Source organism: Thermomicrobium sp. (assembly GCF_053493975.1).
In genome coordinates this window covers 37,880-59,286 of record NZ_JBRBZA010000010.1, presented here as the reverse complement: position 1 = coordinate 59,286, position 21,407 = coordinate 37,880, and the positions used below count along the sequence as shown (strand labels likewise).

General features: G+C 64.3%; 19 protein-coding genes and 2 tRNA genes. 10 read left to right on the top strand and 11 right to left on the bottom strand.

What is annotated here, in order from left to right:
- Positions 1-125 precede the first annotated feature (125 nt).
- Entirely contained in the window at positions 126-2,084 is a 1,959-nt protein-coding gene (gene ftsH, locus ACWIVK_RS02355) for an ATP-dependent zinc metalloprotease FtsH (RefSeq protein ID WP_448574929.1), read from the top strand.
- Positions 2,085-2,150: 66 nt separating this feature from the next.
- Here ftsH and ACWIVK_RS02350 read toward each other — a convergent pair whose 3' ends face one another.
- Positions 2,151-2,423 carry a hypothetical protein gene (locus tag ACWIVK_RS02350; RefSeq protein WP_448574928.1) on the bottom strand — a complete coding sequence of 91 codons (273 nt, stop codon included), beginning with the start codon at positions 2,421-2,423 and terminating at the stop codon, positions 2,151-2,153.
- 92 nt (positions 2,424-2,515) lie between these two features.
- Positions 2,516-2,591: transfer RNA gene (locus ACWIVK_RS02345), tRNA-Ala, on the bottom strand.
- Between the two features lie 496 nt (positions 2,592-3,087).
- Between ACWIVK_RS02345 and ACWIVK_RS02340 the strand changes: the two genes are divergently transcribed.
- Positions 3,088-3,160, top strand: a tRNA-Gly gene (locus ACWIVK_RS02340).
- A gap of 283 nt (positions 3,161-3,443) precedes the next feature.
- Here ACWIVK_RS02340 and ACWIVK_RS02335 read toward each other — a convergent pair.
- Both ACWIVK_RS02335 and ACWIVK_RS02330 read right to left on the bottom strand, forming a co-directional pair.
- Entirely contained in the window at positions 3,444-4,787 is a 1,344-nt protein-coding gene (locus ACWIVK_RS02335) for a hypothetical protein (protein ID WP_448574927.1), read from the bottom strand.
- Between the two features lie 42 nt (positions 4,788-4,829).
- The gene (locus ACWIVK_RS02330) at positions 4,830-6,005 is read right to left on the bottom strand and encodes a hypothetical protein (protein WP_448574926.1); all 1,176 of its coding nucleotides are present in this window, start codon (positions 6,003-6,005) and stop codon (positions 4,830-4,832) included.
- A 259-nt stretch (positions 6,006-6,264) separates the two neighbouring features.
- Here ACWIVK_RS02330 and ACWIVK_RS02325 point away from each other — a divergent pair, with 259 nt between their 5' ends.
- Complete coding sequence (locus ACWIVK_RS02325; protein ID WP_448574925.1) at positions 6,265-7,041, top strand: enoyl-CoA hydratase/isomerase family protein; 777 nt, start codon at positions 6,265-6,267, stop codon at positions 7,039-7,041.
- On the opposite strand, the gene ACWIVK_RS02320 is transcribed toward ACWIVK_RS02325, so the two are convergent.
- Positions 7,038-7,853, bottom strand: a complete 816-nt coding sequence (locus ACWIVK_RS02320) for a hypothetical protein (RefSeq protein WP_448574924.1) — start codon at positions 7,851-7,853, stop codon at positions 7,038-7,040. The genes ACWIVK_RS02325 and ACWIVK_RS02320 overlap by 4 nt on opposite strands.
- A gap of 116 nt (positions 7,854-7,969) precedes the next feature.
- Here ACWIVK_RS02320 and ACWIVK_RS02315 point away from each other — a divergent pair, with 116 nt between their 5' ends.
- Entirely contained in the window at positions 7,970-8,818 is an 849-nt protein-coding gene (locus ACWIVK_RS02315) for an MBL fold metallo-hydrolase (protein WP_448574923.1), read from the top strand.
- Here ACWIVK_RS02315 and ACWIVK_RS02310 read toward each other — a convergent pair.
- A complete protein-coding gene (locus tag ACWIVK_RS02310; protein WP_448574922.1) occupies positions 8,815-9,273 on the bottom strand; it encodes a J domain-containing protein in 459 nt (152 codons plus the stop codon). The genes ACWIVK_RS02315 and ACWIVK_RS02310 overlap by 4 nt on opposite strands.
- 230 nt (positions 9,274-9,503) lie before the next feature.
- Between ACWIVK_RS02310 and ACWIVK_RS02305 the strand changes: the two genes are divergently transcribed.
- From ACWIVK_RS02305 to ACWIVK_RS02285, 5 genes are all read left to right on the top strand, one after another.
- Complete coding sequence (locus tag ACWIVK_RS02305; RefSeq protein ID WP_448574921.1) at positions 9,504-10,433, top strand: EamA family transporter; 930 nt, start codon at positions 9,504-9,506, stop codon at positions 10,431-10,433.
- Positions 10,430-11,776, top strand: a complete 1,347-nt coding sequence (locus ACWIVK_RS02300; RefSeq protein WP_448574920.1) for a M20/M25/M40 family metallo-hydrolase — start codon at positions 10,430-10,432, stop codon at positions 11,774-11,776. The genes ACWIVK_RS02305 and ACWIVK_RS02300 overlap by 4 nt, the downstream gene beginning before the upstream one ends.
- Entirely contained in the window at positions 11,776-12,489 is a 714-nt protein-coding gene (locus ACWIVK_RS02295) for an HAD family hydrolase (RefSeq protein ID WP_448574919.1), read from the top strand. The genes ACWIVK_RS02300 and ACWIVK_RS02295 overlap by 1 nt, the downstream gene beginning before the upstream one ends.
- 293 nt (positions 12,490-12,782) lie before the next feature.
- Positions 12,783-13,058 (top strand): hypothetical protein, encoded by a 276-nt coding sequence (locus tag ACWIVK_RS02290; RefSeq protein WP_448574918.1) that lies wholly within the window; start codon positions 12,783-12,785, stop codon positions 13,056-13,058.
- A gap of 68 nt (positions 13,059-13,126) precedes the next feature.
- Positions 13,127-13,882: a rhomboid family intramembrane serine protease gene (locus ACWIVK_RS02285; protein ID WP_448574917.1), complete on the top strand. Its 756-nt coding sequence runs from the start codon at positions 13,127-13,129 to the stop codon at positions 13,880-13,882.
- A gap of 7 nt (positions 13,883-13,889) precedes the next feature.
- On the opposite strand, the gene ACWIVK_RS02280 is transcribed toward ACWIVK_RS02285, so the two are convergent.
- The 5 genes from ACWIVK_RS02280 to ACWIVK_RS02260 form a co-directional block, all read right to left on the bottom strand.
- On the bottom strand, positions 13,890-14,453 hold the full coding sequence (locus ACWIVK_RS02280) for a methylated-DNA--[protein]-cysteine S-methyltransferase (RefSeq protein WP_448574915.1): 564 nt from the start codon (positions 14,451-14,453) through the stop codon (positions 13,890-13,892).
- Positions 14,437-15,591 carry a YibE/F family protein gene (locus ACWIVK_RS02275; protein ID WP_448574913.1) on the bottom strand — a complete coding sequence of 385 codons (1,155 nt, stop codon included), beginning with the start codon at positions 15,589-15,591 and terminating at the stop codon, positions 14,437-14,439. The genes ACWIVK_RS02280 and ACWIVK_RS02275 overlap by 17 nt, the downstream gene beginning before the upstream one ends.
- 9 nt (positions 15,592-15,600) lie before the next feature.
- Complete coding sequence (locus ACWIVK_RS02270) at positions 15,601-18,564, bottom strand: ABC transporter permease (protein ID WP_448574912.1); 2,964 nt, start codon at positions 18,562-18,564, stop codon at positions 15,601-15,603.
- 6 nt (positions 18,565-18,570) lie between these two features.
- Positions 18,571-19,329: an ABC transporter ATP-binding protein gene (locus ACWIVK_RS02265; RefSeq protein WP_448574911.1), complete on the bottom strand. Its 759-nt coding sequence runs from the start codon at positions 19,327-19,329 to the stop codon at positions 18,571-18,573.
- A gap of 286 nt (positions 19,330-19,615) precedes the next feature.
- The gene (locus ACWIVK_RS02260; RefSeq protein ID WP_448574910.1) at positions 19,616-20,101 is read right to left on the bottom strand and encodes an STM3941 family protein; all 486 of its coding nucleotides are present in this window, start codon (positions 20,099-20,101) and stop codon (positions 19,616-19,618) included.
- Between the two features lie 255 nt (positions 20,102-20,356).
- Here ACWIVK_RS02260 and ACWIVK_RS02255 point away from each other — a divergent pair, with 255 nt between their 5' ends.
- Positions 20,357-21,406, top strand: coding sequence for a M42 family metallopeptidase (locus ACWIVK_RS02255; protein WP_448574909.1), 1,050 nt, complete (start codon positions 20,357-20,359; stop codon positions 21,404-21,406).
- Position 21,407 lies beyond the last annotated feature (1 nt).

Below are 21,407 nucleotides of genomic sequence, written 5' to 3'. Positions count from 1 at the left end.
ACGCACCGGCGTGGGGCGGCAGAGGACACGTGCCCCGAATCGATTGGTGACGACAGCTTGCTATAATCGGGAACGCCCGCTGCACGACACCAGCGAGCGGGTCGAACGAGAGTGGAGGCATCCCGATGTCCGACAGCAAGTGGCTCCGCAATGGCTTCGTGTGGATGATTTTGATCATCGCCGCGATCGCCGTTTGGGTTACCTTCGTTCAAGGAGGTCGCGGCGGCGCGACGATCACGACTCAGGAAATGGCCGCCGATATCAAGGCCGGCAAAGTCGAGCGACTCGTCATGACGAGCGGATCGGACGAAGTACAAGTCCAGTACATCGGAACCAACGAGGTCCGCACACTCCGCTTGCCACCCAACGTCGACATCTTCGAGCTGCTGAAGACCTTCGGAATCGATCCGCAGCAGGTCGATATCCAAACGCATCGTGCGAGCCAGTGGGGCAATGTGCTGGGCACGCTGACGTTCCTGCTGCCCACTCTTTTCCTCATCGGCGTGATCATCTTCATGATGCGGCAAGCTCAAGGCACGAACAATCAGGCGCTCTCTTTCGGCAAGAGTCGCGCGCGGGTGTTCACCAGTAATCGGCCGACCGTGACGTTCGATGACGTGGCAGGTGTCGACGAAGCGAAGGAAGAGCTGCAGGAGATCGTCGAATTCTTGAAGTATCCGGAGAAGTTCGCGGCACTCGGTGCCCGTATCCCGCGAGGGGTTCTGCTGGTCGGACCGCCCGGAACAGGGAAAACGCTCCTCTCGCGCGCCGTTGCCGGTGAGGCAGGCGTGCCCTTCTTCAGTATCAGCGGATCCGAGTTCGTCGAAATGTTCGTCGGCGTCGGCGCCAGCCGGGTGCGTGACCTCTTCGACCAAGCGAAGCGGAACGCTCCCTGTATCGTCTTCATTGACGAGATCGACGCGGTGGGGCGCCAGCGCGGTGCTGGGCTCGGCGGAAGCCATGATGAGCGTGAGCAGACGCTCAACCAGATCTTGGTCGAGATGGACGGCTTCGATTCCAATACCAACGTGATCGTCATCGCCGCGACCAACCGCCCGGACGTGCTGGACCCAGCGCTGCTCCGTCCGGGACGGTTCGACCGTCAGGTCGTGCTCGACCGGCCAGACTTGCATGGTCGCCTGGCGATCCTGAAAGTCCACACCCGCGGGAAGCCACTCGAGAGCGATGTCGATCTGGAGGATCTAGCCCGCCAGACCCCGGGGTTCTCCGGTGCCGATCTCGAGAATCTCGTGAACGAAGCAGCCATTCTGGCTGCACGTCGCAACAAGAAGACGATCGGCCGACGGGAGCTCTACGAGGCGATCGATCGTGTGGTCGCTGGTCCCGAGCGCAAGAGTCGGCGTATCAGCGAGCGCGAGAAGCTGATGACGGCCTACCATGAAGCTGGGCATGCCCTCGTCGCTCGCATGCTCCCGCATGCCGACCCGGTCCACAAGGTATCGATCGTCGCTCGCGGCATGATGGGCGGCTACACCCGCGTCTTGCCAGAAGAGGATCGCTTCTTCTGGACCAAGAAGCAATTCGAGGCGCAACTCGCTGTCTTCATGGCCGGACTGGTGGCGGAAGAACTCGTCTTCCAGGAGGTCTCGACCGGCGCAGCGAACGACATCGAGCGTGCCACCACGCTAGCTCGCCGTATGGTGACCGAGTTCGGGATGAGCGAGCGGCTCGGACCACTCGCTTTCGGCCGTAAGGAGGAGCTGGTCTTCCTCGGTCGCGAGATCGCTGAACAGCGGAATTACAGCGACCAGGTGGCGTACGAAATCGACCAGGAGGTGCGCCGTCTGATCGATCAGGCATATCGGACGGCCAAACAGATCTTGCTGGACCACATGGACAAGCTGGAGAAGATCGCGACCCTGCTGGTCGAGAAGGAGACCTTGGACGGTCACGAGATCGAGGCACTGTTCGACGAGCCGCGTCCGCGACCGGAACTGGTCGGCCCACCGCTCACCCGGCCAGCTGCTCTCATCGCAACGCCGGAGACAGCCCGTCCTGACTCGGCGTCCGAAGCACGGCCGGCAGCGCCGGTGCCGCACATCAAGCCCCAACCTGCATCGTGATCGTTTCGGCCAACGATTCAGCTCGCGGATGGGGCTTGAACTGAGCCCCCTCCACTGTGCTCTGCGTCAGGAGTGCTCGTGGGTGGTGAGCGAGGGCGTCGACTCGGCAGGAAGGGGGCAATCGGTTCGGATCAGCTCCTCGTACGAGAGCCACGTCGCACTGAGGATCGGTCGGTATTCGTAATTGCGGAGGAGCCGCTCGGCATCGCGTGCGGTCACCCGGACGAGGCGCCCGTTGCAACCCGGTCGGAGATAGTACCGACCCTCCTGGTCACGCACGAGCAGGACATCCGGTTGGCTGCTGCGTCGGCCGATCAGCTGGAATGTCCGTGTCTGCATCGATGCCCCCTCTCCGACGAGCAGCGAGGACGCTGAACCAACTCCGCGCGCAGAAAGATAAGGTAGCAGCTCGTGGAACCGATACCGAACAGTGGTGGAGGCAGGGGGACTCGAACCCCCGACCTCGACAGTGCGATTGTCGCGCTCTCCCAGCTGAGCTATGCCCCCACGTTCGCTATCGCCAAGTGTACCGGCCCGAAAGCCCCGTTGTCAAGCACGGTTGCTGCTCCCGCTCGGAGCTTCACGACCTCGTGCGGGTACCGCTGGATCGAAGCCGCGGCGACCGATACGTTCTTGACCGGCGCCGCCCAACCGCTCAGCATCGCGCCAACTTCTTCCCTACCATCCCATCGATCGGGTTGATGATTCGTCACCGGCCGCGTCGAGCCGGGAGCGAACTCGCTCGCAACTGACGCGAACGCGATGCCCCGAGCCGGCGAATCGGCAAATGCGAGTACCGCAACACAAGACCGTCGTTACGAAACGCTCTATCCGGACAGTGCAACGCAGCAGCCGTTCGTACGAATCGAACGGAGCACAAGAGACGAAGACTGATCGATCGTCTCCAAGCCGTGTGCTTCCGCGCGACCGCTCCACAGAGTTCCGATCGAGTCCCCCTGGACAACGCGAGCGGGTCAGGGTATACTAAAAATGACAAACGAGCGCGGGAGTAACTCAGCTGGTAGAGTGCCGGCTTCCCAAGCCGGTTGTCGCGGGTTCGAATCCCGTCTCCCGCTCCGAGCATGCGGACGGTCACAGGATCGTCCGCTTCGTGTTTCAGACCTCTCCGCCGCTTCCTCCCTGCGCTCCGCTCCACCTCGTCGGCTTGTACCGAGAGGGCGTGACCCGCCCGACCCGACCCCACTGGCCGTGGCTCTGTTCCCATACCGCCGCGACACGAGCGCTCTCGTGGGAAACCCGCATCCTGCTGGATCACTCGTCGCTCCAACGCTGACGAGCCGGGAAGGGCGCGATCGTCGCGAACCGTTCTCCTGTGGATTCCGCGCAACGTTCTCGCTTTCAGCCGACCATGTCCGCCGAGCAACCCCGTCGTCCGCCGAGAGTGGTCGGTCGCGACCGGATCGCCACGTCCGACGAAGCCCTCCCCACCCCGCGCCGAGCCGAGAGGACCAAAAGGCACTCGCGCAATTCGGACGAGATCCGCTCATCACACCGGATCGAGCGGCCCAGAAGTGCGTGCGCGTGGACGCGCGTCCGCTCCAGATGATCGAGTGGATCGATAGCCAGGGCGTACAGTACGCCGCAGGCTTCACGCAGGATTCCCTCGAGCAGCAGGAGCTTGCCTCCCACCGCCAGTGACCCATCGAGCCATCCAGCATCTCGTTCCGGGACCCCAGGAAGTCCGAGCCCCACTGCACACGTCCGGGCATAGGTTGTGGGGAGCAATGCCGTCAGCGGACCGGCCGCCTGGTGCCAGCGCTCCAGCGTGCCGATGCCTAGGAGGTGAAACACCGGCGGGAGCGGCTCGTCGGACTGCTTCGCGAACATCATCGTGACGCGATCCGCCAACTCGGCGGCAACCACGTCCGAATCGAACCAGGCAGCGAGAGCCCCGGCCGTCAGGACGGCAGACGCCACCTCGTCGCGCGGATAGTCGTGCAGCTGACCAGTCGACTCTCGCGGCGCCATCGGCGGGTCAGCGAGCGATCGCTCGTCCGCCTCGAGTGTCGCCATCGCTCTCCAGGACGCCGCGGTATCCCGACAGAGTCGCTCCAAGAAGCAGTCCGAGATCGCGAGCTCTCCGCGACTCCGCGCACAGGCGCTGGCAAACTCGGCCGCTGCCTGCTCGTCGAGCGCGAACGGATGCGGGATCCGATCGCGCAGGTGCCAGAGCAGCGGCCAGTCCAACGAAAACCGGTCCGGATCGTACCGGCCACGCACGTGATCTGCCAACTCCAGGACGGCGAGAGCAACCGAGATCGATCCTAGGCTCCAGCGCGAAAAGCGGCGCACCACTTCCCAAGGAACATGCGACCGCCGGGTGCCGGGCAACACACCCGCCTCGCGTTCCCGGAGCGCGACCACGACCCACGGCTCGATCCCGACGAGACCAGCCAGGCGCAGGGCGAGTTGCGTCTCCAGTAACGGCTGCAACTCGGTCACCATGATTCGGAAGAAGTCGAATGCGACCGCGTCCAGCCATGGCTCCCGGATCCGCCCCTCGAGACCCGAGCGCTGCATGGCAACCTCCAGTCCCAACGACTGGCCACGAGCCTGCCAGGCCCGAGCCGCTACCGCGTATTCACCGATCAGCCGATCGCGGCGAGCATCCGCCAGCGTCCTCTCCACGAACGCCCGATGCACCCGTTGTGCGATCTGGAACGTCCGCTCGTTCTCGCTCACGCCGTCGATCCTCTCGCTTCCTGTCCACCACCCATCGACGACTCAACCACCTTGCGAGGCGATCCGGAAGAACTGCTTCATCCTCTCGTCGAACTCGTCCCACACGTCCTCGTACTCTGCGAGCCACGCCTGTGGCTCGATGACGAGCGCGCGGACCGCCCCGGCCGACTCCCGCAGGATCGCCTCGAGCACGATCAGCCGCCACAGGAGGTCGTCGGGGCCGGACTGACTCGTCCGCGACGGACGGAGCACCCACTCGATGCCGAGTACCCGCGCGACCGTGCGGGCATAGCTGCTCTCGACGAGCGGCCCGAGTGCCGTACGGCTGCCCTCCCAGATCTCGAGCGTCTTTGCCGCGCTCAACAGTGCCGGCGGTCGCTCACCCCATCCGTTCATGAGGCCGACTGCTGCGCGCAGGAGCTGGGGGAGGACACCGTCGGCTGGGTCGAACGTGTCCGGGTAATGCCACGGCCGCCACGGCCGGCCCGAGCGGATGCGTGCGAACGAGCGTGGCGGTTCGCCGTAGCGCTCGACCCAGGCGAACGATGCCCGTTCGATGACGAACACCATCTCGTCGATGCCGCGATCCCACTGCTCCACCGCCGCGATGAAGTCGGTGCGATCCGGCTCGTCGATAAGCAACGGGTGAGGGATGCGCTCGCGGAGCGCCAACAGGGCGGGCCAAACCACCGGCTCCGCGGTGACAGCGCGCGCGATGTATTCAGGAAGAACGACCTGTCCAGCGACGTCGATCATCTGGAGGCCGAGCGCCCAGTTCCCGACCCATTGGATGACCAACTCCGGAACGTCCAGATCGGTCGGATCCTGCTTCTCGCGGCGCACGCGGCGCGGATAGACTGTCGCGAAGACGTACCACGGCTCGAGACCGAGCATGCTCGCTAAGGCGATCGCGCCTTGTGTTTCCGAGAGGGGCTTCAGCTGGTCGATGATGTCTTGCAAGAAGTGAATACCCAAGAGTTCTCGATACGATCCGAAAAGGTTTTCCCTCGGTAAGCCGGTCCGCGGATCGACGAGCGAGGGATCGACCTGCGCGAGTGCACGCCCCAGATCGAGTCGTTTCCCGCTCTGCCGCCATTCCTCGGCTGCTGCGAAGAGCTCGGAGAGCATCGTCGGTCGCTCCGTTCCGCGATCGCGTAGCCAGATCGCCATCAGTGCAGCTTGCCCGGCCATGACGAGCTTGCCGAAATCGATCATCACGCATCTCTCCTTACCTCAGCGACGATCCACCCCGTTCCCAGTCTCGGAGGTGTGCGGGAACATAGGGGTTCCTGCTTCTCGAGCGGTCCTCGCAATCCGATCGATCGTCCGCTCTTCAGGCTCTCGTACGCAGAGACCAGTGGACGACCCTCGTCAACGCTCGCAGCGAGTAGCGTGTGCCATACTCGGTCGTGCGGTAAGGAAGTCGCCACCAGTTACGAAGGGGACCTCACCTGATCGACCGGAGAGGACAGAAGCGATGGAGCAACCGGTCCTCCTCGTCACCCGCCATGCTGGGATCGTGACGCTCACGCTCAATCGGCCGGCTGTCCGCAACGCGCTCGATCTCGCTCTCGCCCGAGCGATCGCGACGACCGCACGGGAGCTCGCCCAGGATGCGAGCCTGCGCCTCGTCGTCCTGCGCGGTACCCCGCCCGCTTTTTGTGCCGGAGCTGACCTGACCGAACGTGCGCCGATGTCTCCACGCGAGCGGACCGCTCACACCGATGCCATCGCCGCCGCGGTCGAAGCGATCGCCGAGCTCCCGATTCCGACGATCGCTGCGATCAGCGGCGCCTGCTTGGGAGGCGGAGCAGAACTCGCCCTCGCCTGTGACCTCCGCTTCGCCGATACCACTGCCCGTATCGGCTTCCCGGAAGTGCGGCGCGGCATCTTTCCCGGAGCAGGCGGTGTGCTGCGTCTGCCCCAGCTCGTCGGCCGCGGGCGCGCAGCTGATCTCCTCTTTTCCGGCCGAACACTCGATGCGCAGGAAGCGTTCCGCATCGGGCTCATCGACCAGCTCTGCGAGTCGGGTCACCTCGACACCATGCTCGACCATTGGATCACGGAACTCCGGCAAGCGGCTCCCGGCGCAGTGCGCGCGGTCAAGGCTGCTCTCCAACGGGCACTCACCACCGACGCGGTCACGCTCGCCGATATCCGGTCCCTCCGTCGCGCACTCGACGAAAGCCCGGAGTACGAGGAAGGACTCCGGGCCTTCACCGAACGACGCCCACCGGGGTGGGTGACCGGTTAACTCGCGTCCACCATAAACGTCGTCTCGAGGTCGTTGACGACCAGGGTGTACGTTCCTGGTTCCAACTCACCGAGATCGACGGAGGTCGTGAACGGTCGCAGCACTTGTGCACACATGAGGCCGCGTGGTCGCTGCCACTGCACGGTCACGATCACCTTTGTCCCGTCGAAGGTGAGCTCGGGTGGGTTCACCAGTTCAGCGCAGGCATCAGGCAATGCTCCCTGGATATCGACGACGACCTGCTGCGGACGCCCGTCACCAGCGCGCACCTCGACCTGTTCGATCATGGCGTAGCCGTACTCGTGACTCCCGCTCCCGGGATCCTCACGTGCGACCGAGTTCACGTCGATCTCCACTCGGTTCAGCTCGATGATCCAGTCGTCAGTGACCACGACGCCGAGCGGGATGACCAGGGTCTCTTCGCGGAGCACCTGTGCACACAGCTGGTCGCTCGGCCCCTCTGCCCACACTTCGACTCGGACACGCTTCCCGTCGATCGTGACCGCATGACGAGGCTCCGTACACGCATCGGGGAGCGTGAGATCGATCACGAGCTCTGTCTGGTTCGAGTCTGGGGACTCGCGCAACGCCACGCGCTGGTAGAAGATCCCACGCCGCTCCATCTGCGGTGTTGGGTCAGCCGTCGGCTCGATCATAGCCGGTGCGCCTGGGGCAGACGTACCGCCAGTCGGCCCCCGATCGCTCGCGTTCGTCGCTGCGCCGCATGCGGCCAGTACGAGGCCAGCGAACAGCATGACGAGTGTCAAGAGCGTGCTCAGGCTGATCGTCCGTCTCTCGTTGGGTCGTCGCATAGCATCCTCCTCTCATGCTCTCGTCAATGAGACGATCGGCAAGGGAGGCAGGTTCCCAGAGGGTTGCCGCTTTCGCGACCGGCTAGACTTGGATAATGAGCGAAAGGAGCAACGCGATGCCGGTGACACTCGCTGGCTACACGGTGGAACCGCTCGTCGATGTCGAGGGAGCATTCTTCCCGCTCGCGGTCGTTTTCCCCGATGTTCCACGCGAGGCCTGGGAACCGTACCGAAACCGCTTCCCGGACACCTTCGCCCACGAGACCATGCTCTACACGCGTGTCGCCTGCTACCTGATCCGCAGCCATGATCGCACCGTGCTCGTCGACGCGGGCATCGGCCCCGGCCCCGATCCACTCTTCGGCCATCAGCGCGGGCGCTTACTCCAGGAATTGGCTCAGCGCGGACTCACGCCAGGCGATATCGATGCGGTCATCCTGACGCATTTGCACCCCGACCATATCGGCTGGGCAGCCCAGGGCGGACAGCCGACCTTCCCGCGCGCCCGGTATCTGGTGCACGCGCGGGAACTCGAGACCTTCCGCCGTGAAGACGTGCGTGCGGCCATGCACCAGATCGCGCCCGGGTACCTCGACCGCTGCCTCGACCCGCTCGAGCAGGCAGGCGTCCTGGCAACGGTAGACGATGACACCGAAATCGCGCCTGGACTCCACGTGACCATTTCGCCCGGCCACACACCCGGGATGCTGCGCCTCGTCCTCAGCGCAGCGGAAGGCCCGCTTTGGCTCGTGGCTGATACGTTCACGCATCCAGCTCAAGTGACCGAGCCGACCTGGTGTTCCGCATTCGATATGGACCGTTCGCAAGCGATCGCGACACGTCTCGACGTGCGCAGTCGAGCCGCTGAAGAGGACGCACTCGTGATGGCGAGTCACTTTCCGACGATGCCTGGTAGGATCCGGCAGGAGAACGGTTCGTTCCGCTGGGAGCCCATCAGCGATTAAGACCAGCTCTGCAGCAGGGTCGTCAGCGCGCTACTCGCGACCAGGAGGAGAACGAGCACGGCGACGAAGATGATCGTCACCGCCAAAAGCTGGACAAAGGCTGCTACATCAGCGGCGAACCAGGCTCGTGTTCGGCGAGCCGGCATTGGTCGAAATGGAGTCGGTGCTGGAGCGATATAGCGCTGGAACAGGAGTTCTGCAACTGCTCGCTGGCGCAACTGCTCGTCGTAGACTCGCCGCCGAGCCGGATCGCTCAGCACCGCGTAGGCAGCGTTCAGGAGTTTGGCTCGCTCCTCGGCGACGCGGCGTTTATCGGGATCCCTTACGCGATCGGGGTGACAATGACGGATGAGTCGCCGATAGGCACGCCGGATCTCGTCGCCCGTCGCCGTGACGGGAACCCCGAGAATCTGGTAGTAATCCATGGTCGGATCGAAATCGTGCACCCCAGTCATCGTCTCTCGCCCTGCTCGGCTGGGCGACCCTCCAATTCTAGCGCTCCTGGCGCCGAGCACGCTCCCCTAACATTTCCTCCCTCTCGGAATGTGAAACAGGTTCCTTAGTCCTGCCTTCGGCCGCCCTGCGCGAGCGAGTGAGCGAGGCTGGACAACTGTCACACCGCCGGACCGGAACCATGGTTGTGTCGAGGCGAAAGCTGGGAGACAATGACCCAAGGGGTGTGGCGGTGACGGCCGGTTGGCGCACCCGTGTCGAGCGAAGATGGCTCGTCGGCATCGACCCGCTCGGTGCTGGAGCCGTCGTACTCTCCGCCCTCGGTTTCGGCACGCTAGCCACCCTCACGAAGCTGGCCTACAGTGCTGGCGTGCCCGTCCCGACGCTGATCGCCTGGCGATTCGGGATCGCTGCACTGCTCGTGATCATGGCACTCCCGCCCGAACGTTGGCGTCGAGGGCAACTCGTCGGGCGTCAGCCCTGGAGCGTCCGTCGGCGTTTGGCGACGGCAGGAGCCGTCGCCTGTTTCGTGGGCAACACGACCCTGTACCTCATCGCCCTGGAACGTGTCTCGGTCGCGACGGCAGCGATCCTGTTCTACACCTATCCGCTCGTGGTTCTCGCTCTGCGGCTCGTCGGTTGGCGAGAGATGCCCACGCGGCGCCAGCTCGCCGCTCTCCTGGCTGGCTTCGGAGGCATCGCGCTCACGCTCGGCTGGCGCTGGCACGCCATCGACTTGACCGGTTCGCTTTTCATGCTCGCTTCGGCATCACTCTACGCCGCGTACATCGTCTTTGGTCACCGCGGTTTCCGCGACGCATCGCCAGTCTTGGCGACGGCCTGCACCTTTTCGGCGACAGCAGTCGTCGCATTGGCGCTCCTCTCCATCGAGCGTGCTCCGCTCCTCATCGACCGTTCGGCACTACCTCCGGTGCTCGGCATCGTGCTACTCGCCACCGTGCTGCCCGTTCAGCTTTTCCTGATCGGTACCCTTCGCTTGGGACCAACCCCAGCGGCTATTCTGGGTACGTTGGAACCGGTCGCCTCGGTCTTCGTCGCGATGATCGTGCTCGGCGAGCAGCTGTCTCCGGTACAGCTCGTGGGTGGACTCCTCGTACTGACCGCGGTTGCGGTGATCAGTGGACAAGGAGGGAAACCGTGACCGACTGGGGAATCGATTGGAATGCGGTTCAGGACGAAGTCGCTCGCCACTTGCAGGCGTTGATCCGCTTCGAGACGGTCAATCCGCCCGGCAACGAGACCCCGCTCGCCGAGTATCTCGCGGGGGTGCTCAGGCGCGAGGGGATAGCCGCCGAGGTCGTCGAAAGTGCACCCGGCAGAGGCAACCTGGTCGCTCGTCTCCGCGGTCGGGGGCGCGGTCGTCCGCTCCTGCTCATGGCTCACAGCGACGTCGTCAGCGTGGAGCGCGACAAGTGGACGCGCGATCCGTTCAGTGGGGAACTGGTCGACGGGAAGGTCTGGGGAAGAGGTGCCGTCGACACCAAGGGACTGGTGGCCTGCGAACTGGGCGTGATGCTGCTGATTCAGCGCCTGGAGCTCCCGCTGGAGCGTGACCTCGTCTTTGCTGTCTTCGCCGACGAGGAAGCCGGTGGTCAGTACGGGGCATGCTGGATGTGGGAGCATCGGCGCGACCTCATCGACGCTGAGTTTGCGATCAACGAAGGGGGCGGTATGGCGCTGACCCTCGGTGGCCAGCGCTTCTATCTCTGCCAGACCGGCGAGAAGGGCGCAGCACGCTTGCGCCTGACCGCACGCGGTCAGCCGGGACACGCTTCCATGCCGATCCCCGACACGGCGATGCAGCATGCCGCCCGAGCGATTCTCACCCTCTCCACGCATACCTTCCCGACGGTCCTCACGCCAACCGTCACCCGCTTTCTGCACGAGATCGGTCGCGCCTTGGGCGGCTCGGTCCGTCAGCAGATCGAGTCAGCACTCGCGGATCCGACGTGGGAACGGCTGGCAGCCTTACCCATCGGCTCGGGAGAGCGCCGTCTTCTCTACGCGATGACCCGCAATACCGCTGTCCCGACGATCGTGCGCGGTGGTCACCGCATCAATGTCATTCCCTCCGAGGTCGTGGTCGAAGTCGATGGACGGATCCTGCCTGGCCAAGAACCGGAAGCCTTCGCCGCCGAAGTCCAGCGACTCGTGGGCCCGTACGTCGCGGTCGAATTGACGACGCGCGGTCGAGGACTGGAGGCAGATCCTGATTCCCCCCTCTTCCGCACGATCGCTGAGACGATGGCCGAGCTGGATCCGGGTGCGCGGGTTGTTCCCTACTTGATCCCCGGGGGAACCGATGCCAAGTGCTTGCCCGGGATCACGGTGTACGGCTTCATGCCGATGCGGGATCATCCAGAGGAGTTCGAGCTGGCGCATGCCCACGACGAGCGCATTTCCGTCTCGACGCTCGGCTTTGCCACTCGTGCGCTCTTCGAAATCGTCACACGTTTCTGCGCACCCCGGGCCAGGAGCCGGTGATGCCGCTGCTCGTCCTCTTCGATATCGACGGCACGCTGTTGCGCGCCGGGGATCCGCTCCACGCCCAAGCCATGCGCGAAGCGCTGCACCAGATCGTGGGTGAACCCGTCCTACTCGACGGCATTCCGCTGGCCGGTATGCTGGACCGGCAGATCGCACGCTTGGCCTTGCTCCGGCACGGTTTGGACGAAACGACCATTTCCGAACTCCTCCCCAAGATCATGGAACGGACCGGTGCGCTCTACGCCACTCGTCTCCGTCCCGGCGAGCGCATGGGTTGGGTGCTGCCTGGCGTGCGACCGCTTCTCCGCCAACTCGCCGCTTCTGGGCATGTCACCGGTGTCCTGACCGGCAACGTCGAACTGGTGGCTCGTGCCAAACTGACTGCTGCCGGATTGGCTGAGTACCTCCCTTTCGGCGCCTATGGCGACCAAGCCGACGAGCGGCATCAGCTCGTCGAACTCGCGCGCGCCACGGTGCGCGAGCGGTATGGGCTGGTCATCCCTCCCGAGCAAACGATCCTCGTCGGCGACACGCCACGCGACATCGCTGCGGCCCAGGCGAGTGGGGTGCGGATTCTCGCCGTCGCGACCGGCCGCTTCGGCGTGACGGAGCTGGCGGCCTGCCAGGCCGATGCAGTGCTGCCTGATCTCGCTGACACGGCGGCGGTGCTTCGAACCCTGGAGGCACTCGCCGACACGCATATACGGTGAGGCGAGTTCGTCTCTCCACGCCGGGCTCACCGCGCGGCCGACATCGAGCGACGGCTGTTCAGCGGGCTCGCTCCAGCAGCTCTCTCCTCGCCGCCCGAGGCGTCACCGCCATCCCGAGACGGTCACGCCATGCCCCGCACCGCACCAAAGAACGGTGAGGACAGTGCCTCATCGCTCACGACTCTCGCGTCGTCCTTCCCGTCCTCCAGCATCCGAGTTTCGCTGATGCTTGCCAGCCCGAGACCCGAACGGGTATCGTCGTGCATGAGACTCGATTGGAGGGAGGGAGCGAGATGGCGGAAACTCATCCGTTTCGATTGCACCCCGACGAAGTCGCGCGCCGCGCCCGCGAGTATTTCACCGAACAGCTCGGTATTCCTTTGGTGCGGGACATGGCTGGGTACATGCGTTTCGAGGATATCCACGGGTTCGTCGAGCTCGACATCCGTGGCGATGCCAACAATCAGTCACGCGTGACGTTCCAGTACCAGGGGTACGAGCGCGAAGTTCACGAGTTCCGGCGTTTGCTCGCCGAGCAAGCGCAAGAGGAAACCCGCCAAGGGGAGTGACCAGGGAGCCCGGGGAACAGATCACCCGGTCTCCCCACTTCGACGTTGCGAATGGAGGCCAGGAGACCGTGTTTCCAATCGGTGACGACAACAGCGGAAGGCAGAGCTTCCCCATCGTCAATACCATCTTGATCGCGGTCAATGTCCTCGTCTTTTTCTACCAGCTCCTCTTGCTCGTCCGATCGCCCGTCGCACTAGAGAACTTCGTCTTCAAGTACGGCGCCATCCCTTACGAACTTACGCGTGGAGTTGATCTTCCACCGACTGTCGGCTTTCCTATCTATCTCACCATTTTCACTTCGATGTTCTTACACGGAGGATTTGCTCATTTGATCGGGAACATGTGGTACCTCTACATCTTCGGTGACAACGTCGAGGACTCGATGGGACATTTCCGGTACCTGGTCTTCTATCTCCTCGGCGGCATCGCAGCCGCCTGGGCCCAAACGTTGCTGGACCCAGCCTCGCGGATTCCGATGATCGGTGCCTCGGGCGCCATCTCCGCTGTCATGGGGGCTTATCTCGTCCTCTATCCTGGCGGCCTCATTCGTACCGTCACCTTTTTCGGCTTCATTCCCATCTTCTTCTATCTACCCGCGCTTATCCTCATCGGTCTCTGGTTCGTTTTCCAGTTCTTTGCCGGCATCGCCTCGCTCGGTGTCCCGACCGCACCGACCGGTGGCGTCGCCTACTGGGCGCACATCGGCGGGTTCGTCGCCGGGCTGGTCTTGGTTTGGTTCTTCCGGAATCCCGAGCGGGTCGAGCGCCAACGCCTCGCCCGTCGAGCACACCGCGCCTTCCAGCGCCTGGAGCGCGGCTGGTGAGATCCGCTCAGGCATGCAAGCGTTCGTGTTCGAGAAGCCAGGCCTTGCAGTGCAGGCCACCGGCAAATCCGGTCAGCCTGCCGTCCCGTCCGACGACGCGGTGACAGGGAATCACGATGGGCAAGGGATTCGCCGCCACCGCTGCACCGACTGCCCGCACAGCACGCGGGCACCCGAGTCGCTGAGCGAGCGCGGAGTAGGTCACGGTCGTCCCGTACGGGATCGTCGTCACGAGTCGCCAGATATGGAGCTGGAAAGGCGTTCCGAGCGGGTCCAACTCGAGTGCGAAGTCCCGCCGCGTCCCAGCGAAGTATTCCTCGAGCTGCTCGCGCACCGCTCTCAGGGCGGCCGCATCCGCAACGAATCGGATAGCCTGCGCTCGATCTCCTGACAGGCGTGCGGCAAGCCGCGCCCGGACTCGCGCATGGTCCTGACCTGGCAGGACCACCGCTACCAATCCGCGTTCCCAACCGTACACGTCGAGGTGCCCGATCGGCGTGAGGAGGCGGGTGGTGACGACGATCACCCGTTCTCGCTCGCCCATCGCTTCTCTCTCAATGATGGTGCGCATGCCCGTGATCCAGCTCGGTGAGCGCCTCGACCGGCGTCCGCACCGCGAGCCAGGCAGCGAAACCGGTCGTGAGCGGGACCGCCGCGATGAGCCCGAGACTGCCGACCAGCGTTTGCACCACTTCCTGCGCGATGATCTCCCGGTTGAGAACCCAGAGGAGCGGTTCGTCGAGTTGACTGAACAGGAGGAGGAGCGGCAAAGCGGCGCCCGCGTAGGCGAGGACGAGCGTATTGACCGTTGCAGCGATGTGATCGCGCCCGACCCGCACCCCGGCGGCGAAGAGTTCCCAGCCATTTAACCAGGGATTCGCTCGCCGCAGCTCGAACACGAGTGAACTCTGCGAAACGGTGATGTCGTCGAGTACCCCGAGAGCACCCACCAGCATACCGGCCAGCAGGAGGCCGCGCGGATTCATCGCGCGGTCCCCGAGCACCACTTGGAGAAAACTCGCCTCCTCATCGGCTAAGCCGGTCAACCCGGCTGCCGCAACGAAGAGTGCCGCCAGCACACCAGTGAGGATCAGACTCAGGCTGGTCCCGGCCAATGCTGCCAGTGCCATGCGGCCGACGCCATGCGTCACCACCAGCGTTACGGCAAAGACGACAAAGGAAATGACGATCGCGACCGCGACCGGTGGGTACCCCCGCAGGATGAGCGGAATCAGCACCCAGACTAGCATCACGAACGTGAAGGCGAGACCAACGAGTGCTCGAAGCCCCTTCCAACGTCCCAGCGCGACGATCGCTCCCGCGAAGAGAACGGCGAGAACAGCGAGCGGTGTCGTGCGATCGCGATCGAGTAATGTATAAGCCTGCCTGCCGTCCGGCCCGGTCGACACCGACAGGAAAATCCGGTCACCTGGCACGAAGCGCTGGCCCGCCGTGTTGAGGTCGCGCACCCCGATGGAGACCTCGACTGCCCGTCCTTTGTCCGGTCCACTCGTCAACTCCACCAATAGACGCTGGTACGGCTGAGTCACCGGTCCGACCTGGGTGACACCTTCCTCGAGCACGCGCACCACTCGTGCGCTGACCGTTTCGGTCGGTACTTGGCGCACCGAATCTTGAGCAGCAACGCTCTGTGCACCGGCGGCCAGCCCCAGGAGCACCACGGCGACCAGAACGAGCCGAACCAGCACCCGTTTTCCTCACTCGTACCGGAGCGCTTCGGCGATCGACACGCGCGAAGCCTGACGGGCCGGGGCGTACGCCATGAGCAAAGCGATACCGAGCGCGAGACCAGCGAAGAGCGCGAGCTGCCCCCACGGGATGACCAGCGAGAACTGTTCGAACCTACCCGCCAGATCCTCCTCTCCCGTCACCACGTTGCGCGCCAACAAGACGCCCAAAGCGGTTCCGCCGGCGATTCCCGCGCTGGTCACCAGCGCCGATTCGAGGAGAAACCCGAGCGCAACCATCGCACGCCGGTAACCGATCGCCCGCAACGCACCGATCTGATGGCGTCGCTCGATCACGGCTCGATAAGAGACGACACCCAATGCGGCGATCCCAACGACCAGCCCGAGCGCCATGAACCCCTGGATGATGCGGATGAATCCGCGAATGATGCCCGTCGCCCGACCGATCAGATCAGCGATCGCTTCTGCCTGAGCGCCGTATGGAAGCAAAGCTGCTTCCACTGTGCGCGCGAACGCCCGCGCATCCGTGGCGTCGGCCAGCCGCAAGTAATAGTCGACGGTCGTCGGGCGCCCGAAGATTGCGCTGACCGCCTGCTCGGCGACAAAGACTCCCTGTAACGAGGAAACACGGCCGTCGATCACGCCGATCACGCGCACCGTACCGGACTGCGCACTCGTATTGTCGCGAACCTCTAGTTCGAGTGGCCGGAAGCCATCCCGCAACTCCGGAAGATAGAGGTTCGCTGGGTCACCACCACGCTGCTGGAGCACGTTCGCATCGACAATGGCGAGAGACGGGTCACGCGCGACGGCCTCCCACGCCTCCCGGTCCGTCGCATAGTCGGGGCTGCGCAGTTGCAGCGGCGCCTCGACCGAACGGGCAAAATCGTCATCGATCCCACGAACTGGGTACCGTGCCCACTCCTTCTCGGCGCCGGCGACGCGCACGCTGGCTCTCGTCCAGGGCACACTCGTGGCGCTCCCCGAGGCGACGATCGCCGAAACGTCCACCCCACCTTCCTTCAGCGCCCCCTCGAGATCCGGTATCCGTCGACCACCGACGACCGTGACCTCCACATCCCAACCGGCACTCGCCAGCGGACCGGCGAAAAGGGCCACGACATTGGCATAGATGGTCGACATGACGACGAGCGCGAAGAGGATGAGGCTGAACATCGCCACGGTCAGCCCGGTCCGCCCGCGCGAAGCCATCGGATAGGCGATGGCGATGCGGACAGCCGGCAACCAGCGGCGGAAGGCTCGCCCGAGCCTGCCGACGAGACCGACGGCGACCTCGATGTTCCACACCAGGAACACGGTCAGCGCCGCGACCATCATGAGACCGGAGAGGACAAACATTTCGAAGCCACCGCTCATCGGCCCGAATAGGCGCTCGTGCCAACGATCCGGCAACAGCCAATAGGCCAGGACGACGAGTGAGGCCACACTGTAGAGCGGCCGGGCAGGTACTCCAAACCGGCGCAAGACCGCTGCCGCACTGAGCGGCAGGAGCGAGAAGCCGAGCGCGAACCACGCGAGACTCTCTTCACGCAGCCCGAACCAGGTGAGCCCCCCACCGAGCAGCAGGCCAGCCAGACCAGCGACGAGCCAGCGCCGGCTGGCCCGTGGCAGTTGCGGTTCGGGCAAATCGCGAATCGCGGTCACGATATTGAGACGGCTCACTCGCCAGGCAGCGATGACCACGGTCACGAACGTCACCACGACGCCCAAGAGATACGCGAGCGCGAGATCGCGCGGTCGCCAGGAGGGCTCGATGGTGAAAAACTCGCCGACCAGCTGACCCATGAAGCCAGCGATCGTGAACGCGACCGCAACACCGGCAACCGCACCCACCGCCGCCGCCACGAGGTTGTAACCCATGCCTTCGAGCGCGAAGAGGGCGACCAAGTGCCAGCGCTTCATCCCCAGCGCCCGCATCGTCCCCATCTCGGTCTTCCGCTCGGCCGCGAGCAGCGCGAAAATGAGGAAAATCAGCAAGATACCCGCCGCCACTGAAAAGAGGCCCGACAACAGGAACAGATTCGTGAAGGTCTCGCTAGCTTGCTCCGCTTGCTCGACAGCTCGCTGCTTGACGGCGACAGCTCGGTACGGTGTCCCCTCCAGAGCCGCATTGACGGCATCGGTCACCGCCTGGCTATCGGCGAGGCCAGCACGGTTGTTCAACGCCACGAAACTGATCCCATCGCGCACGCCGAGGAGCTCCTGCGCCCGGGCGAGCGAGACCGTGAGTCCCCCAGCGTCGCCGACATTGAGCGTCCCGGTGAAGAAACTGTCAGGTGCGATCGCTGCGACGCGCAGCTCGACAGGCCGCCCCTCGATGAAGACCTGCAAGCGATCCCCGACCGCGGCATCCAAGCGCTTGGCCGCCTCCTGCCCGAGGACCACCCCGTCATCCCCCAAGTTTCCGAACTCGATCGCGCGACCGTCCCGATCGGTCAATCCGCCGACCTGGGCCAGTCGATCCGGTGGCACGCCGATCAGGTTCAACGCTGGCTCGCTCTGCTTCGTTCGCAGATCGATCACCGCCACCGGCTGCCAAAGTGCAGGGATCACGGCACGCAGACGTGGCTCGCTCGCTTGCAGCGCATCCAACCGGTCGACCAATTCGTTCGAAAGATACACCCCAGGCTGCGGTCCAGCGAAGCCGGCATCACCGCTCGCCTGCACGACGAGCTCGTCTGCCGGACCCGCAAGCCGCAGCACTTGCCCAGTAATGCTGCTCTGCAAGGTCGTACCGGTGGTCAGCGATGCGGAAAAGATGAGGGTACTGAGCATCAGACCGATGACGATCAATACCGTCTGGACCGGCCGACGCGGGATGTTGCGCAGCGCCATCCGGCCCAGAACGGGGCGCCAGATCCAGAGGGCAATGGTGACCGCGACGATCGCACCGAAGGCGACGAGCAGGACGCGCAGGACGAGTGCGAGGGACACCCCGAAAATCTCGTTCATCGCCGCTCACTCCCCGCCAGCAGCCGCCTGGAAGGCAGCGAACCCATCGTCGATGATCAACCCATCGCGCATCTGGATCACGCGGTCACACATCGAGCCGATCCGCGGATCGTGGGTCACGATGACGAAGGTCTGGCCATTCTCGCGATTCAACCGGCGCAGTAGCGCCATGACCTCGTCAGCCGTTTCCGTGTCCAAGTTGCCGGTCGGTTCGTCGGCCCAGATGATGTCCGGCTGGTTGACCAGAGCACGAGCGATCGCGACTCGTTGCTGCTGGCCACCGGAGAGTTCAGCCGGCTTATGCCCAGCTCGGACAGCCAAGCCCACTTGCTCGAGCACCGTCCAGGCGCGCCGTCGTGCCTCGCTCGGCCGCATGCCCGCCAGAAGCGCAGGAAGTTCGACGTTCTCCAAAGCACTCAAGACCGGAATGAGATTGAAGAGTTGGAAAACGAAACCCATATGACGGGCCCGGAACTCCGACCGGACATCGTCCGGTAGCCGAGCGAGCTCCTTCCCCGCGATCAGAATCGTCCCCTCGTCGATCGTGTCCAGGCCGGAAAGACAGTTGAGCAGTGTCGTCTTTCCGCTTCCGGACGGCCCCATGATCGCGACCATCTCGCCCCGATACACAGTCAATGAGACCCCGCGCAGTGCCGGGACCTTCACACGTCCCGTGTCGTAGATCTTCACGACATTCGTCGCCTCGACGATCGGAGTTCGCTCCTGTTCTTTCGTCGTGCTGATGGTTTTCAAGACGGTCTCCATGACTTGCTTCCTTTCGCCGGGATCACCTCTCCCGCGGAACGTATCGATGGTACCACGGCTTACTGGCAATCCGCCGATCCGGCCACAGTCGACCGCGACTCAACCTCACGCCTCAGCGGAGGCAACCGCGACCACTGGCTCCCCTCGATCGTAAAAAGACGACGTAAACAGACGGTAAACGAGAGGAATTGGTCATGCAGCAAGAGAGTTACGCACCGCGATTTGCTGATCGCTCGCGGAAAAGAACGGACGAGTCCAAACCGGCCGACCGTCACCATGCTTCTCTTCAGGTAGCAGCGGACTGTCGAAGCGCCTCTGCCTGCTCGACGACAGTGTCGAGCGATTGATCGAGTGCTTCCCAAGGAATCACGAGCGGAGTGCCATGCTGCTGGATGAGTTCCTCCGCTGCTCGCCGACGCTCGGGATCCAGATCCGCGAGGAAGCGCTGTGGCCGATACACCTGGACGACAAGGTAGCGCCGGTTACCCACGGACTTCGCTTCGACTCGGCGCACGCTCTGCCACGGCACCCGTCCGGCGCGAACTGGCGACCCCCGATCGGTCAACCCCTCTTCGTCGATTTCGAGGACAGGAGTTCGATCCAACGCGATCAACGTCGAAACGCCTGCCACGAGACCGAGAAAGATGGCCATCGAGACCGCAAAGAGGCGTTCCAGCCAGGATCCGGTCTGCCAAGCGAACCAGACTGCTGCCACGCAGAAGGCCAGAGCCAGCATCGCGATGAGCAGGCTGCGGAGACGACTGCGACGCACGATCAGCGATCGGCTAGATCGGGTGGCTTCCCGTCCCATGCCTCCACCACCAGCAGCCGCTTTCCCAAGCGGAGTGTCACACCAGACCGCTGTTCAGGCAAGTCGCTGACCGGAAACCGAGTGCCGTCACCCGACTCTCGTGGTTGCTGGCACCTCGCCAGCGCCGCGAAGGCTACCTGGCGAGATTTCCGCTCCGCCTCGACTCTACGGTATCCTGGCGCCAGAGTACCGATCGAGTGAGCGAGGGGCAGAAGGATGCGCGAGCGAATCGCCGAGATACTGACGGAACTGATGGCACTTCCCGGGCCTACTGGTCGGGAGGAACCGGTTCTCGCGTGGCTGGAACGTGCTTGGGCTCCGCACGTCAAGCGACTCTGGCGCAGTCGAATCGGCAACCTGCTCGCCTACGTCGGTGGTGCTGGTCCTCGGCTCCTGCTCACCGCGCATGCCGACGAGTTGAGCTTCGTCGTTCGGTCGATCGATTCGTCCGGCTTGTTGTGGCTGACGACCGGGCAGGTCCGTGGGGAGCCACAGGAACGGTTCCCAGTCGGTCAACCAGCGCTCGTCCTCGGTCGCGATGTGGCGGTCGAGGGGATGTTCGTCCTGGCCACTGGTCATGTGGTGCCGGAAGAGCGACGGAGCAAGCCGGTGACCTTCGCTGACTTGCTGGTCGACATCGGTGCCAACTCGAAGCAGGAGGTACTGGAGCGCGGCATCACGGTCGGTTCGAGTGTCATCTGGAACCCGCCGACTCGTCGCCTCGGATCGCGCCTCTATGGGAAAGCGATCGATGACCGGGTGGGACTCGTCCTTTTGACCCTACTCGTTCGCCAGATCGACGCGCAGCAGCTCGAGTGCGCGCTCTACCTCGCCGCTACTGTGCAGGAAGAAAACGGACTCATCGGAGCCAGCTCGCTCCGAGTGGACCTGGACGTCGACTGGGCTATCGCGCTCGATGTCGGGCTCGTCGGCGACCTGCCGACTATCGGCGAGCAGTGGATGCCAGCGACACTCGGTGGCGGGCCACAACTCGTGCACAAGGATGCGGCCACCCATTACGACCAGCGTTTGCTTTGGCGGCTCGCCGACCTTGCCGATCGCAATGGGATACCGGTCCAGCACGTCGTCTTCGATCGCTACGGGAGCGACGGCGCCGCCCTCATCCGCCAGGGAATCCCGACCGCGCTGGTCGCGGTCGGGGCTCGCCACACGCATGCTCCCTTCGAGGCGGTCGATCTCGCAGACGTCGAAGCGACGCTCCACTTGCTCGAACATATCATCTACGAAGGGCCCACCGAGCAATGAC